This window comes from Legionella lytica (genome assembly GCF_044626755.1).
In the GTDB taxonomy this organism is placed as follows: Bacteria; Pseudomonadota; Gammaproteobacteria; order Legionellales; family Legionellaceae; genus Legionella; species Legionella lytica_A.
Genome location: NZ_JBGORX010000001.1, coordinates 1,054,119 through 1,067,250, shown reverse-complemented (window position 1 = coordinate 1,067,250; position 13,132 = coordinate 1,054,119). Strand labels below are relative to the sequence as shown.

Genomic DNA, 13,132 nt, shown 5'->3' with positions numbered 1-13,132 from the left:
CCTACGTCTCGCAGCGCGTCCTTGGCATCTATGTGCTCTACGTGAGAATACAAGGCCCAACGGACAAACTACGAGGCGTACAAGTGGATACAGCCAGATTACTCGTCATCATCCATACTAAACGAAGAACCGCAACCACAAGTGGTTTTCGCATTAGGATTACGAATCACAAATTGTGCGCCTTGGATATTTTGAATGTAATCGATTTCCGCCTCATGAAGGTATTGATGGCTCATGGGATCAATAAGCAATTTTACCGATGAAACGCCATCAGAACATTGTTGAATAACTACAGTATCGTCTTCATTAATTTCTTCATCGAAACTAAAGCCATACTGAAATCCAGAGCAACCACCGCCAGAGATGGAAACACGTAAGTTCAGATTGAAATTATTTTCTTCGCGAATTAATTCAGCTACTTTATCTGCGGCATTAACAGAAAAATGAATGTCGCTGTCAGTGGGGGATATGTCTATAGCAGCCATTGTAATAACTCCGATTGTTCATTTGTTAATTATATATTATACCTGGATCTCAGTAATAGTTCAGGTTAAAACACCGGCCATTCTATTCAGGCTGACCGGTTTTTGTGGTCCATTCTCGTTTCAATTACCTAATAATCTGCTCAATAGTCGCTCCACCCAGGCACTGGTTTTTATCATAAAATACCACGTATTGTCCGGGGGTCACTGCTCTTTGCGGATTTGAAAACATCACATAATGTTGGCCATTATCTGGAGGAGAAATCATGCAACCTTGCTCTGGTTGTCTGTAGCGTGTTTTCGCATAGCAGGTAAGTGGTAATTGATCATTGCATTCAGCCAACCAATGTACTGGGCCGCAAATGAGGCCTTGAGAATACAGCATGGGGTGATGGCTTCCTTGAGCTACATATAGGGTGTTCGTCGCTACATCTTTATCTACTACATACCAGGGCTCATCTGAAGAACTATGCATACCACCTATGCCCAGACCTTGTCGCTGGCCTAGGGTATAAAACATCAGGCCATCGTGTTTACCTAATACGGTACCGTCTGTACTTTTCATCTCGCCAGGTTTGGCCAGAATAAATTCTTTTAAAAAGGTTTTGAAACGTCGCTCACCAATAAAACAGATTCCTGTAGAGTCTTTTTTCGCTTGGGTGACCAGCCCTAATTGGGCTGCGAACTCTCTAATTTCGGGTTTTGTGTAATCGCCAATAGGGAATAAGGTTTTCCCTAGGGCTTCTGGCTCGACGGCATGTAAGAAATAAGTTTGGTCTTTATCACGGTCTTTCGCTTTATGGAGATGACCGACATTGCCTTCGATTTTATTGCGAGCATAATGGCCGGTAGCAATATAATCAGCACCAAGTTCTAGTGCATAGTTTAAAAAGGCATTAAATTTAATTTCTTTGTTGCAGAGTACATCCGGATTAGGTGTTCGTCCTTTTTCATATTCACTTAAGAAATGAGTAAAAACACGCTCCCAATACTGTTCCGCAAAATTAACGCTATGCAGGGGGATATCTAATTGATTGCATACTGCTTGTGCATCAGCAAGATCTTGGGCGGCCGGGCAAAAAGTATCTGTATCATCCTGCTCCCAATTTTTCATGAACAATCCTTCCACCTGGTAGCCTTGTTCTTTTAATAACCAGGCCGCAACAGAAGAATCGACGCCTCCAGACATTCCAACAATAACTTTTTCTTTCATAAAATCCAGATACCGCTTATATTAATGTGTAATAGTGGGTTGGCACTAAAAAGTGCAGATTGTAAACAGAACATTATGTCATAAAAGTAGCTTAGGTGAAAGTGATGCCATAATGCAACACACAAAGGAATATAGGAAAATGCTTTATTTACAAGAACTAGTTAAACAAGGCCAACAAAGCAAAACAGTAACGCTTACTGAACGGGTACCGCATTTTATTGCAACGCCTTGCGAGTTAAATGTAAGCTATCATGTTGAGACTAGAGAAGATTTTTATTTAATTAACCTTGTGGTTCGTGGCGAATTGACGCTGCTTTGTCAACGCTGTCTTGATGAATTTAATTATTCTTACGATAATAACACCCTCATCGCTGTGTGCCGGGATGATGTGCGCGCAGAACAGCTTTTAGAGCGTTATGAATGCATCGTAGCTTCTAACTTACAAGTAAGCCTTGAAGACATGATAATTGATGAGTTGCATCTCTATGCGCCACAGTTTCATCCTGAAATTGAGGATTGCAGGAATGAAATAAATCAATTTTTAACCTAAAAAAACGGGCAATCTTAATATTTTATTCAATAAATACTTGGATTGATGTTAAAATATGGGTAATATTCCCGCTTTATGAAAGCAAATTGTTTAGGAGTAATACAATGGCCGTACAACAAAATAAGAAATCACGTTCACGCCGTGATATGCGTCGTTCGCATGATGCTTTAACTGCACCAACTTTATCTGTTGATTCTACTACAGGTGAAACCCACCTACGTCACCACATGACCCCAGATGGTTACTACCGTGGCAAAAAGATTCTTGATGCGGATACTGCTTACGAATCAGACGAAGAGTAATATTTCTTGAAAAATATCACCATTGCAATAGATGCGATGGGTGGGGATCATGGCTTGAGTGTAGTGATTCCTGCCTGTGTGCGCGCAGCGAATAATAACCCTAATTTAAAGCTAATTCTTGTTGGTGCGCACGACAAGATTGACGCGTATTTAAAAAAATTAGGTGTTTCTTCGTCGAAGCAATTTTCTATAGTTCATGCCTCTGAGGTAGTTTCTATGGATGAATTGCCTTCATCTGCTTTGCGCAATAAAAAAGATTCGTCCATGCGTGTAGCGATTAACCTTGTTAAAGAAGGCATAGCACAGGCGTGCGTTAGTGCTGGAAATACAGGTGCATTAATGGCTACTGCACGTTATGTATTAAAAACATTACCTGGTATTGATAGACCTGCGATTGTTTCTGAACTTCCCACTATGAAGGGACGAACCTGGGTTATTGATTTAGGGGCGAACGTAGATTCCTGTGCTGAACATCTGTTTCAGTTTGCTGTTATGGGGTCTGCCTTGGTACAAGCAGTTTCAAATAAAGAAAACCCAAAAATTGGCGTATTAAACATTGGCGTTGAAGAAATAAAAGGCAATGACCAAGTTAAGCGTACTGCACATATGCTTGAAGAATGTTCTATTATGAACTATGTTGGATATGTGGAGGGAGATGATTTTTATTCAGGCGAGATTGATTTAGTTGTCTGTGATGGATTTGTTGGCAATGTTGCCTTAAAAGCGAGTGAAGGTCTTGCTCGGCTTTTCCTAGGTTTGTTCAAAGAGTCTTTTACACGCAATATATTTACTAAGTTAATCGGTTTAATAGCAATGCCTGTATTAAAGCCATTAAAAAGCCGTTTGGATCCCTCGCGATACAATGGTGCCAGTTTGTTAGGGCTGAATGGTATAGTCGTCAAGAGCCATGGCGGAACCAATGAAGTAGGTTTTCAACATGCAATAGAGCAAGCTGTTCTTGAAGTTAAGAATGATGTCATTGATTTAGTTCGTGCTCGTATAAACGACTTTATGAATCAAGGGTTGCTTTTATGAAATATGCTGTAATTAGTGGTACTGGGAGTTATAGTCCGGAGAAACAGCTTTCCAATGTTGAACTGGAGTCGATGATAGATACCAGTGATGAATGGATCGCTTCGCGAACGGGTATTCGTAATCGCAGTATTGCTCAAGGTCACGAAACAACTTCATATATGGCAGCTAAAGCTGCCGAGCAAGCTTTACTTGCTGCAAATCTCGATGCAGATGAAATTGATTTAATTGTTGTGGCGACGTGTACGCCCGACAATTTTTTCCCCAGCGTAGCCTGTGCGGTACAACACGCGCTAAAAATTAAAAAACCAATCCCTGCTTTTGACGTTAGTGCTGCGTGCAGCGGTTTTGTTTATGTTATGGATATAGCAAAACAATATATTACCACTGGCACAGTAAATAACGTTTTAGTTATTGGTAGTGAGCGTATGTCTCATGCGCTTGATTGGAATGACCGCTCCACCTGTGTTTTGTTTGGTGATGGGGCCGGTGCAGTTGTGCTCAGTGCCAGTAATCGTCAAGGGGTTATAGGAAGCGTACTCCATTCTTCTTATGACACAGAGAGGTACTTGGAACTTCGCAACAGTTCCCTCAAAGAAGAACGCTCAGTAATATCTATGAAAGGCAATGAAGTATTCAAACTTGCTGTTAATATCATGGGTAATGTAGTGGATGAGGTTTTAGAACGTTCCCAATTGAAAAAGTCAGACATTAAATGGTTAGTTCCTCATCAAGCTAATCAGCGTATTATTCAAGCTATCGCAAAAAAATTAGAGCTCCCCATGTCCCAAGTTGTTGTCACTATCGGGAATCATGGCAATACCTCGGCAGCTTCTATTCCTTTGGCTCTTGATCATTCCATCCGAAGCAATCAAATTCAAAAAGATGATTTATTCTTAATTGAAGCTTTTGGTGCCGGGATGACTTGGGGTGCAATGGTGATTCGTTATTAATAATTTTATCTTGAGTGTAATTTTAATAAGACCTGCGCTTTTATTTCGGGACTTATTTAAATTATTTTAGATTGGAGTTGATTTTAATTATGGTGAAAACAGCGTTCGTATTTCCTGGACAAGGATCACAATCAGTAGGGATGTTGGCTGACTTTGAATTACAATATCCTATTATTGTAGATACTTTTGCAGAAGCTTCTGAAGCTGTAGGCTATGATTTATGGCAGCTCGTTCAGCAAGGGCCTGCTGAACGTCTTAACCAAACAGAATATACTCAGGTGGCCATGTTGACAGCTGATGTAGCTGTTTATCGGTTGCTAGAGCAAGAAAATCTTACTGCCCCTGAATTTATGGCTGGCCATAGTTTAGGCGAATACCCTGCATTAGTTTGTGCTGGAGCATTAACTTTAGCTGAAGGTGTACGTTTAGTTGCACATCGTGGTCAGGTAATGCAGCAGGCTGTTCCCTTGGGTGCTGGTGCTATGGCGGCAATTATTGGCTTTAATGACGAACAAGTGAACGCATTATGCCAAGAAGCCAGTCAAGGAGCTGGTCTCGTTACTCCAGCAAATTACAACTCACCCGAACAAATCGTTGTTGCTGGCCATACTGCCGCAGTTAATCGTATGATTGCATTAGCAGAAGAAGCGGGTGCCCGATTAGCTAAAATCATCCCAGTCAGTGTGCCATGCCACTGTCCTTTGCTAACGGATGCAGCAGAATCTTTTGCCGCGTATTTAGATGCGGTGAACTTTAAAAAACCGAATATTAAAGTAGTAAGTAATGTTGATTTAAGTATTTATGAATCAGCGCAACAAATAAAAGATCGCTTAAAAGAACAGCTTTACAGCCCCGTGCGTTGGGTTGAGACGGTCCAACTCTTTAAAAGTCAAGGTGTGGAATTGATTTTAGAGTGTGGTCCAGGAAAAGTTCTTAATGGCTTAATTAAACGAATTGATCGAAGTTTAAATACAATTAGCATTTACGATACGATTAGCCTGGAACAAGTGGCTGAACAATTAGCGTAAATACGTCACACGATGAGGCGGCTACATTATATTAACTATTTGCTGAAGCTATTTTTATTTTAAGGAACATCTATGCATAATTTAGAAGGTAAAGTTGCCTTAGTAACTGGTGCAAGTCGTGGGATAGGCCAAGCGATTGCTATTAAATTAGCTCAATGCGGTGCTTTTGTTTACGGTACTGCAACTACTGAAAAAGGCGCTGAACTTATCACCGAATATTTTAAAAAAGAAAATTTAACGGGTAAGGGCTTAGTTCTTGATGTAACAAATAGTGAGCAAATAGAACACGTTGTGGATACTTTGGCTGAGGCAAGTCATGCACCAGCAATCTTGGTTAATAATGCCGGAATTACTTCAGATAACCTTTTACTGCGTATGGATGATGACGAATGGTTCAAAGTTATCGATACAAATTTGAATTCCATATACAGAATGTCTAAAATTTGTATTAAATCGATGTTTAGAGCTCGATGGGGCAGAATTATTTCTATTGGTTCAGTGGTTGGATCAAGCGGGAATACAGGCCAAGTAAATTATACGGCAGCAAAAGCAGGTGTGGTGGGTTTTTCTAAATCTTTAGCGCAAGAAATAGGCAGCAGAAACATTACAGTAAATGTGGTTGCGCCAGGTTTCATTGATACCGATATGACCACCTCGCTACCTGATATGGTAAAGGATGAAATGATGAAGCGTATTCCTTTGCGCAAGTTAGGTCAGCCAGAAGACATTGCTAATGCAGTTGCGTTTTTAGCCTCAGATGATGCTAAATATATTACAGGTAGTACAATCCATGTAAATGGCGGCATGTATATGGATTAAATGCACTTGCGTTATCTGTATAAATGAATAAACTATACCCTCCTACTTAACTTTGGCCTTTTGAGGGTTTTTTAGACAAAGGCTAAGAGGTTAAAGTTAAATAGGAGTGGTGTTAATTGTCTGGAATAATAAGAAGTTTCTATCAACCGAAAGAGGAAAATTAAGTTATGAGTACTGTTGAAGATCGTGTACGCAAGATTGTTGTTGAACAATTAGGCGTTAAAGAAGAAGAGCTAAAAAATGATGCGTCATTTGTTGATGATCTAGGAGCTGATTCTCTAGACACAGTAGAATTGGTTATGGCTCTTGAAGAAGAATTTGAAACAGAAATTCCTGATGAGAAAGCTGAAAAAATTACTACGATTCAAGAAGCAATTGATTACATTGAATCTAATTTAGATAAAGAAGAAGCATAATTCTTCGAGGAGTCTTGATTGAATAAGCGGCGTGTAGTGGTCACAGGCATGGGTATGCTTACTCCTGTCGGACTAAATGTGAAAGATACTTGGCAAAATATTGTAGCTGGTGTTAGTGGAGTAACTGTAGTAGAAGATTTTGATACTGCTGAGTACAGTACACGAATCTGGGCTAAGGTTAAGGATTTTAACATTGAAGACTACATGCCAATGAAAGAGGCTCGTAAAATGGATGGGTTCACCCAGTTTGGTGTTGCCGCAGCAGATGAGGCAATACGTGATTCTGGGCTGAACCTTGACGATCCCGAGCTACAATACCGCTCAGGTGTTGCTGTTGGTTCCGGGATTGGTGGTGTTCAAACAATTACCAACAACCAAGATAAACTTGTTGCTGGTGGACCACGTAAGGTTTCTCCATTTTTTATTCCTGCAGGTATTATTAACTTGGTTGCAGGACAGATTTCTATTCGTCATCACCTGAAAGGACCAAATATTTCTGTGGTAACTGCGTGTACTACAGGGACTCATAATATTGGTTTAGCAGGACGAATGATTGCTTATGGTGATGCTGATGTTATGGTTTGTGGTGGTGCAGAAATGACCCTGACCCCATTATGCCTGGCTGGTTTTTCGGCTGTTCGCTCTTTATCCAAACGTAATGATGAGCCAGAGAAAGCGTCAAGACCTTTTGACAAAGATCGCGATGGTTTCGTCATGGGAGAAGGTGCTGGTGTTCTTGTGTTAGAAGAATATGAGCATGCTAAAGCCCGTGGTGCAAAAATTTACGCGGAATTAGTTGGTTTTGGTATGTCGGGAGATGCGTATCATATCACTGCTCCTGATGAAGATGCAGATGGCGCTACTCGTGCAATGGAAGCCGCGATTCGTGATGCTCATATCAATCCCCAGCAAATTGATTATATTAATGCGCATGGTACCTCTACCTATTTAAATGATTTGGGTGAAACAAAGGCAATTAAACGCGTGTTCAAAGAACATGCTTATGATTTAGCCGTAAGTTCAAGCAAATCAATGACTGGACATTTATTAGGTGCTGCAGGTTCTGTTGAAGCAATCATCAGTATTATGGCAATCCAGGATCAGATTGCTCCACCAACGATTAACTTAGATAATCCTGATGAAGGCTGTGACTTGAACTATGTACCAAATCAAGCTCAAAAGAGAACAATTAATTATGTATTAAGTAACTCTTTAGGTTTCGGTGGAACAAATGGTAGTCTAATCTTCAAGCGAATTGATTCAAGCGAATCAAAATGACCGCCTCAAGACACAAAAAACTGATTCTTTCTATAGTAATACTGTTTTTTGTGTCTTTTGCTTTTTTATGTTGGAATTTCTATAACATTGTAGTAACTCCGCTTATATCTAAACAAGATCCCGCTCAAGTTGTTAATTTAAGCCGAGCGACCTCTGCGTCACAATTTGTACAAACCTTAAAAGATAACCATCTAATTCAGTGCCGTAGACCTTTACTAATTTTTATTCGTTTTACAGGACTTTCGCAAAAGCTAAAGGCAGGAGTCTATCAAATCAAACCCGGTGAAACGGCTGTTGACCTACTTTATCGTGTTGTTGCCGGTGATGTTTTGACGCAAAACTTCACCATTATTGCCGGAACCACCCAGCAGAAAATTTCACAGGATTTGGCAAATGCGAGTCATCTGGATTATCACCCTGAAGATTGGTCTTTAATTAAGGGCACTCATACGAATGCTGAAGGGCTGATCTTAGCCGATACCTATCAATATCAAGGTGGAAGTAGCAGCAAGAAACTCTTAGAGCAGGCTCATCGTAATTTACAAAATTACCTTAATAAGGTGTGGGTCAATAGAGCAGCTAATTTGCCTTATAAAAATCCTTATGAATTACTTATAGCGGCCTCAATCATTGAAAAAGAATCAGCAATTCCGCAAGAGCGTCAATTAATTTCTGGGGTTGTGGTTAATCGCTTAAATAAAAATATGCCCTTACAAATGGACCCTACGGTTATCTATGGTTTAGGGACTGCCTATACGGGTAAATTATCACATCAGGACATGCAAGTTGATTCGCCTTATAACTCGTATCGATATCGTGGCTTACCTCCGACACCTATTGCCATGGTAAGCAAAGAGGCACTTGATGCAACAGCACATCCTCAATTATCTAATTATTTATATTTTGTTGCTAAAGGTGATGGTAGTCATCAGTTTTCAGAAACTTATGAGCAACAAAGACACGCAATCAACCAATATCAACGTAAGGGTTCTTAATGTTATCCTCAATGGGGAAGTTAATTGTTATTGAGGGCCTGGAAGGGGCTGGAAAGTCTACGGCAGTAAACACGATCATTGAATTTCTAAGCCGCTTGGATATTAATATCATCACTACTCGTGAACCTGGTGGTACCGTTATTGGCGAAGTACTGCGTGAGGTAATTAAAAATCCAGAATATAAAGATGTTTTGGATGATAAAAGTGAGTTATTACTTTTATACACGGCGAGAATCCAGCTACTAGAACAAGTAATTAAACCGGCTTTAGAGCAAGGTACCTGGGTTATAGCGGACCGTTTTGAGTTGTCTACTATGGCTTATCAGGGAGGCGGTAGAGGTTTAGACCAAAACATGATTGAACACTTGTCTGCTTTTGCTCTAGATGGTTTCAAACCGGATTTAACCCTGTATTTAGATATTAGCCCGGAAGAGGGGATGCAGCGAGTTCGTTCGCGTGGCGCTTTTGATCGTATCGAACAGCAATCCATCGATTTTTTTAATCGAGTACACGAGAGTTATTTAAAGCATGTAGAAAAAAATCCTCATGCAATAATGATTGATGCCAGTCGTCCGTTACCTCTAGTACAACAGACGATTCAAGAGGCATTGAAGGCCTTTATAGAGCAATAAGATATGATGAGTTACCAATCTCAATGGGAGCATTTACGTTTAGCTTGTGAGCAAGGGCGTAACCCACAGTCTATGTTGTTTGTTGGGGCTATGGACCGTGCATTGCTTGAATTTACCACGCAATTTACCATGCTGATTTTATGCAAAGTATCCTCTGCTAACGCATGTCAAAAATGTATTGATTGCCACATGGTCGCCCAGCGCCAGCATCCCGATGTTGAGTGGATTAGGCCCGAAAAGGCTGGAGGCCCGATAAAAATTGATCAAATCCGTGAGCTCCAAAATTATTCATATTTGACACCCCAGAGAGCCGCGCATCGTTTAATTATCATTGAATCAGCGGATAGAATGAACACCGCTGCCGCGAATGCTTTATTAAAAGTGCTGGAAGAGCCTGCCGCGCATACTTTATTTTTGTTAATGGCGCAACAATTAAGTACCGTGCTCCCTACGATTTTAAGCCGTTGCCAGGTATTTCATTTTACCCCTCCCATGGATTTATCTGCCACAAACCTTTTAACATTGGGGGAGCGTTATTCTGAAGAGTCTGAACAAGCGCTGATTCTTCAGCAGGCAGAATCTATTTTAGATGGATTAATTGCGGTTATTGAAAAGAAAAGCCATCCTTGCGTTGTGGTACCCAAATGGGCTGAATTTGAGCTGAATACCATCTTATGGTTTCTTTATCTGGTTTATGCGCAAGTCCAGAATATGTGGATTAATAAGCCAACATTAACTGGGCCGGCGATTCAGCAGTTGCAGAAATTAGCTAGTTTGTTGAACCCCCTCGTTATTTTTTCGCAAATTGATAAAATAAACTTATTACGGCGCAAACTAAGCCATAACCTGAATGTAAATTCCACCTTGGTTTTGGAAGATTTATTACTTGATTTATAGTGGGACAGGATGCAACAAATTCATTGTGTATTTGATAATCTTTCTTCTTTATATACTGCGTATATGCCTTTTGTAAAAGGTGGGGGCTTATTTATTGGTACGCAAGATTCTTATGAGTTAGGCACTGAGCTTCGTTTAGTTGTAAACTTAATGAATGAGGATGAGCTTTATCATATTGATGCTAAAGTAGTCTGGATTACTCCTTTGGAGGCCCAAGCGAGCCGCTTTCCAGGATTGGGGGTACAATTTATCAATGGTTCAGACTTACGTACGAAAATAGAAATTTATTTGGCAGAAATGCTCAAGTCGCAACAAGCAACAGATACGGTCTAATACGAGATAATGGCTAAGGGCTTTTCAGCCCCCTATATGGCCGGTATGTTTACTTAAAATTTTGAGGGTATCAATTTATGCTAGTCGATTCACACTGTCATTTAAATTTTCTGGATCTCACTGAGTTTAATCAGAATATAACTAATGTCCTAACTCAGGCCAAAGAAAATGATGTACAGCATTTTCTTAGTGTCTGTGTAGAGTTAAGTGATTATCCCGTGTTGGAAAAGTTAGCTGCGGAGCATCCTAATATTAATATCTCGGTTGGCGTTCATCCAAACACCGAGATGGACTATCCGGTTACTGCACAAATGCTGTGTGATTTAGCTGCGAATCCGGCCTGTATTGCTATTGGGGAAACTGGGCTCGATTATTATCGCACTCATACAGAAGAGGCGCAGGAAGAACAACGCGATCGTTTTCGCGAGCATATTAAGGCGTCTTTGATTACGTCTAAGCCGTTAATTATTCATACTCGCCAGGCAGCTGAAGATACGATTAAGTTAATGGCGGAAGAAAATGCCCAGGATATAGGTGGGGTAATGCATTGCTTTGCTGAAAGTTTGGATATTGCCATGCAATCGATTGATCTAAATTTTTATATTTCATTTTCAGGAATTGTAACCTTTAAAAACGCTATAGCATTGCAAGAAGTTGCACGTCAAGTGCCTTTAGATAGAATACTGATTGAAACTGATTCACCTTATTTAGCACCAGTACCATTTCGTGGTAAGCAAAATCATCCTGCCTTAGTAAAACATGTAGCGGAAGCTATGGCGCAGTTGCGCGGTATTAGTTATGAAGAACTTGCTGAAGCAACTACGAGAAATTTTTATAAATGTTTTAAATTAGCGTAAGTTGAAGGTTAGCTTCCAGGACATCGCGCTATCTTAATATACTGATGAATTACCGGGTGCTGCGGTAGTGCGAATTTTTATAATCCAAATAATCGTTAAGGCAGTCCCCCTAGGCCAAGGCCAACTGTTGAGAGAGGAGTTAATGACTTTATTTATAGGATTAATGTCGGGAACCAGTATGGATGGCATCGACACCGCAATTGTTGATTTTCCCTCAAATAAATTAATTTGTGGCATTACTAAAAAATACAGTGATGAGGTAGTGCATAGACTAAATAAGTTACTCGAGGGTTCGGATTTGAGTTTGGCTTCGATATGTCAATTAAATACGTTAATTGGCCGCGATTTTGCACTCGCTGTCAATGAGGTGTTACAGGAGTCAGGACTAAGGGCTGAAGATATTTCTGCGATAGGAAGCCATGGACAAACTGTATGCCATAATACAGAAAGCAGTATTCCCTATACTTTGCAATTAGGTTGCGGCCATACCATTTCCTCATTAACAGGAATCACTGTAATTGCTGATTTCCGCACCCGAGATCTAGTGAATGGAGGGCAAGGAGCCCCTTTTGCACCTTTGTACCATCAAGAGCTATTCACTAAGCAATTCTCTAGTGTTGCGTTAGTTAATATTGGTGGGATTTCTAATATTACTTTCATTAATGCGCAACAGCCTACGCGCGGCTGGGATGTTGGCCCTGGAAATTGCTTAATGGATGCCTGGATTGCCAAACATAAAGGTGAGTCCTTTGATGCCAATGGTGCATGGGCACAACAGGGAACGGTCATTCAACCCTTGTTAGATACTTTGTTAGCGGATTCGTTTATTCAATTAGCAGCTCCTAAAAGTATAGGGAAAGAATATTTTTCATTATTTTGGTTAGAGCCCTATTTAAAGCAGGCTTATAAAGCAGTAGATGTTCAGAAAACTCTACTGGCATTTACGGCATATCCTATTGCCGATGCTATGAGGGATGGACCTAAAGAGGTCAGCGAGTTATTTTTGTGCGGAGGTGGAACTCACAATTTGGCATTGAAGCAAATGATCCAAGATTTGCTACCCAAAATTGCAATAAAAAGTGTGGCGGAAGTGGGAATTAGCCCTGATTATTTGGAAGCCATGTTGTTTGCATGGTTGGCAGCGCAAACAGTAAATCAGCAACCCGTAAATCTAGGTGCCATCACTGGGTCCAAAAAGTCCGCAATTTTAGGCGCAATTTATCCACGCAGTTAAGGGACACAAAGTAGTAAGCCGGGTATTGTGGCACCATTTCTCGTATCACATGGTGCTCATAGGGCTACGATCGCAGTCCTTTTGGTTTATCAATGCAAACGGGCCGAATCT

General features: G+C 40.5%; 16 protein-coding genes. 14 read left to right on the top strand and 2 right to left on the bottom strand.

Annotated elements, in window-relative coordinates; genetic code table 11:
* Positions 1-98: 98 nt before the first annotated feature.
* Complete coding sequence (gene erpA, locus ACD661_RS04415; protein ID WP_400186615.1) at positions 99-485, bottom strand: iron-sulfur cluster insertion protein ErpA; 387 nt, start codon at positions 483-485, stop codon at positions 99-101.
* Between the two features lie 124 nt (positions 486-609).
* Positions 610-1,695: a tRNA 2-thiouridine(34) synthase MnmA gene (mnmA, locus tag ACD661_RS04410; RefSeq protein ID WP_400186614.1), complete on the bottom strand. Its 1,086-nt coding sequence runs from the start codon at positions 1,693-1,695 to the stop codon at positions 610-612.
* A gap of 139 nt (positions 1,696-1,834) precedes the next feature.
* On the opposite strand from mnmA, the gene ACD661_RS04405 reads away from it, so the two are divergent.
* The 14 genes from ACD661_RS04405 to ACD661_RS04340 all read left to right on the top strand — a co-directional run bounded on the left by ACD661_RS04405 (position 1,835) and on the right by ACD661_RS04340 (position 13,021).
* A complete protein-coding gene (locus ACD661_RS04405; protein ID WP_400186612.1) occupies positions 1,835-2,245 on the top strand; it encodes a YceD family protein in 411 nt (136 codons plus the stop codon).
* A gap of 104 nt (positions 2,246-2,349) precedes the next feature.
* Positions 2,350-2,547: a 50S ribosomal protein L32 gene (rpmF, locus tag ACD661_RS04400; protein WP_058535299.1), complete on the top strand. Its 198-nt coding sequence runs from the start codon at positions 2,350-2,352 to the stop codon at positions 2,545-2,547.
* A 6-nt stretch (positions 2,548-2,553) separates the two neighbouring features.
* Positions 2,554-3,582, top strand: a complete 1,029-nt coding sequence (gene plsX, locus ACD661_RS04395) for a phosphate acyltransferase PlsX (RefSeq protein ID WP_400186611.1) — start codon at positions 2,554-2,556, stop codon at positions 3,580-3,582.
* Complete coding sequence (locus ACD661_RS04390) at positions 3,579-4,532, top strand: beta-ketoacyl-ACP synthase III (RefSeq protein ID WP_400186609.1); 954 nt, start codon at positions 3,579-3,581, stop codon at positions 4,530-4,532. The genes plsX and ACD661_RS04390 overlap by 4 nt, the downstream gene beginning before the upstream one ends.
* Before the next feature lie 89 nt (positions 4,533-4,621).
* Positions 4,622-5,560, top strand: coding sequence for an ACP S-malonyltransferase (gene fabD, locus ACD661_RS04385; protein ID WP_400186607.1), 939 nt, complete (start codon positions 4,622-4,624; stop codon positions 5,558-5,560).
* A gap of 72 nt (positions 5,561-5,632) precedes the next feature.
* Positions 5,633-6,379 (top strand): 3-oxoacyl-ACP reductase FabG, encoded by a 747-nt coding sequence (gene fabG / locus ACD661_RS04380; protein WP_400186606.1) that lies wholly within the window; start codon positions 5,633-5,635, stop codon positions 6,377-6,379.
* Between the two features lie 167 nt (positions 6,380-6,546).
* Positions 6,547-6,795: an acyl carrier protein gene (gene acpP / locus ACD661_RS04375; RefSeq protein ID WP_400186604.1), complete on the top strand. Its 249-nt coding sequence runs from the start codon at positions 6,547-6,549 to the stop codon at positions 6,793-6,795.
* Positions 6,796-6,813: 18 nt separating this feature from the next.
* The gene (gene fabF, locus ACD661_RS04370) at positions 6,814-8,073 is read left to right on the top strand and encodes a beta-ketoacyl-ACP synthase II (RefSeq protein ID WP_400186602.1); all 1,260 of its coding nucleotides are present in this window, start codon (positions 6,814-6,816) and stop codon (positions 8,071-8,073) included.
* Positions 8,070-9,068 (top strand): endolytic transglycosylase MltG, encoded by a 999-nt coding sequence (gene mltG / locus ACD661_RS04365; protein WP_400186600.1) that lies wholly within the window; start codon positions 8,070-8,072, stop codon positions 9,066-9,068. Before fabF ends, mltG begins: the two co-directional genes overlap by 4 nt.
* On the top strand, positions 9,068-9,700 hold the full coding sequence (tmk, locus tag ACD661_RS04360; protein WP_400186598.1) for a dTMP kinase: 633 nt from the start codon (positions 9,068-9,070) through the stop codon (positions 9,698-9,700). The genes mltG and tmk overlap by 1 nt, the downstream gene beginning before the upstream one ends.
* Positions 9,701-9,703: 3 nt before the next feature.
* Complete coding sequence (locus ACD661_RS04355) at positions 9,704-10,597, top strand: DNA polymerase III subunit delta' C-terminal domain-containing protein (protein WP_400186596.1); 894 nt, start codon at positions 9,704-9,706, stop codon at positions 10,595-10,597.
* A 9-nt stretch (positions 10,598-10,606) separates the two neighbouring features.
* Positions 10,607-10,930, top strand: a complete 324-nt coding sequence (locus tag ACD661_RS04350; RefSeq protein WP_400186595.1) for a PilZ domain-containing protein — start codon at positions 10,607-10,609, stop codon at positions 10,928-10,930.
* Between the two features lie 77 nt (positions 10,931-11,007).
* Positions 11,008-11,787: a TatD family hydrolase gene (locus tag ACD661_RS04345; RefSeq protein ID WP_400186593.1), complete on the top strand. Its 780-nt coding sequence runs from the start codon at positions 11,008-11,010 to the stop codon at positions 11,785-11,787.
* Positions 11,788-11,929: 142 nt separating this feature from the next.
* Positions 11,930-13,021 carry an anhydro-N-acetylmuramic acid kinase gene (locus ACD661_RS04340; RefSeq protein WP_400186592.1) on the top strand — a complete coding sequence of 364 codons (1,092 nt, stop codon included), beginning with the start codon at positions 11,930-11,932 and terminating at the stop codon, positions 13,019-13,021.
* Positions 13,022-13,132: the final 111 nt, after the last annotated feature.

What these genes read in the sequence shown, in the direction of transcription:
- mltG (WP_400186600.1), top strand. Translation starts at nt 8,070, where the DNA reads ATGACCGCCTCAAGACACAAAAAACTGATTCTTTCTATAGTAATACTG.
- mnmA (WP_400186614.1), bottom strand. Translation starts at nt 1,695, where the DNA reads ATGAAAGAAAAAGTTATTGTTGGAATGTCTGGAGGCGTCGATTCTTCT.
- ACD661_RS04340 (WP_400186592.1), top strand. Translation starts at nt 11,930, where the DNA reads ATGACTTTATTTATAGGATTAATGTCGGGAACCAGTATGGATGGCATC.
- ACD661_RS04390 (WP_400186609.1), top strand. Translation starts at nt 3,579, where the DNA reads ATGAAATATGCTGTAATTAGTGGTACTGGGAGTTATAGTCCGGAGAAA.
- erpA (WP_400186615.1), bottom strand. Translation starts at nt 485, where the DNA reads ATGGCTGCTATAGACATATCCCCCACTGACAGCGACATTCATTTTTCT.
- tmk (WP_400186598.1), top strand. Translation starts at nt 9,068, where the DNA reads ATGTTATCCTCAATGGGGAAGTTAATTGTTATTGAGGGCCTGGAAGGG.
- fabG (WP_400186606.1), top strand. Translation starts at nt 5,633, where the DNA reads ATGCATAATTTAGAAGGTAAAGTTGCCTTAGTAACTGGTGCAAGTCGT.
- fabD (WP_400186607.1), top strand. Translation starts at nt 4,622, where the DNA reads ATGGTGAAAACAGCGTTCGTATTTCCTGGACAAGGATCACAATCAGTA.
- acpP (WP_400186604.1), top strand. Translation starts at nt 6,547, where the DNA reads ATGAGTACTGTTGAAGATCGTGTACGCAAGATTGTTGTTGAACAATTA.
- ACD661_RS04405 (WP_400186612.1), top strand. Translation starts at nt 1,835, where the DNA reads ATGCTTTATTTACAAGAACTAGTTAAACAAGGCCAACAAAGCAAAACA.
- ACD661_RS04350 (WP_400186595.1), top strand. Translation starts at nt 10,607, where the DNA reads ATGCAACAAATTCATTGTGTATTTGATAATCTTTCTTCTTTATATACT.
- ACD661_RS04355 (WP_400186596.1), top strand. Translation starts at nt 9,704, where the DNA reads ATGATGAGTTACCAATCTCAATGGGAGCATTTACGTTTAGCTTGTGAG.
- rpmF (WP_058535299.1), top strand. Translation starts at nt 2,350, where the DNA reads ATGGCCGTACAACAAAATAAGAAATCACGTTCACGCCGTGATATGCGT.
- ACD661_RS04345 (WP_400186593.1), top strand. Translation starts at nt 11,008, where the DNA reads ATGCTAGTCGATTCACACTGTCATTTAAATTTTCTGGATCTCACTGAG.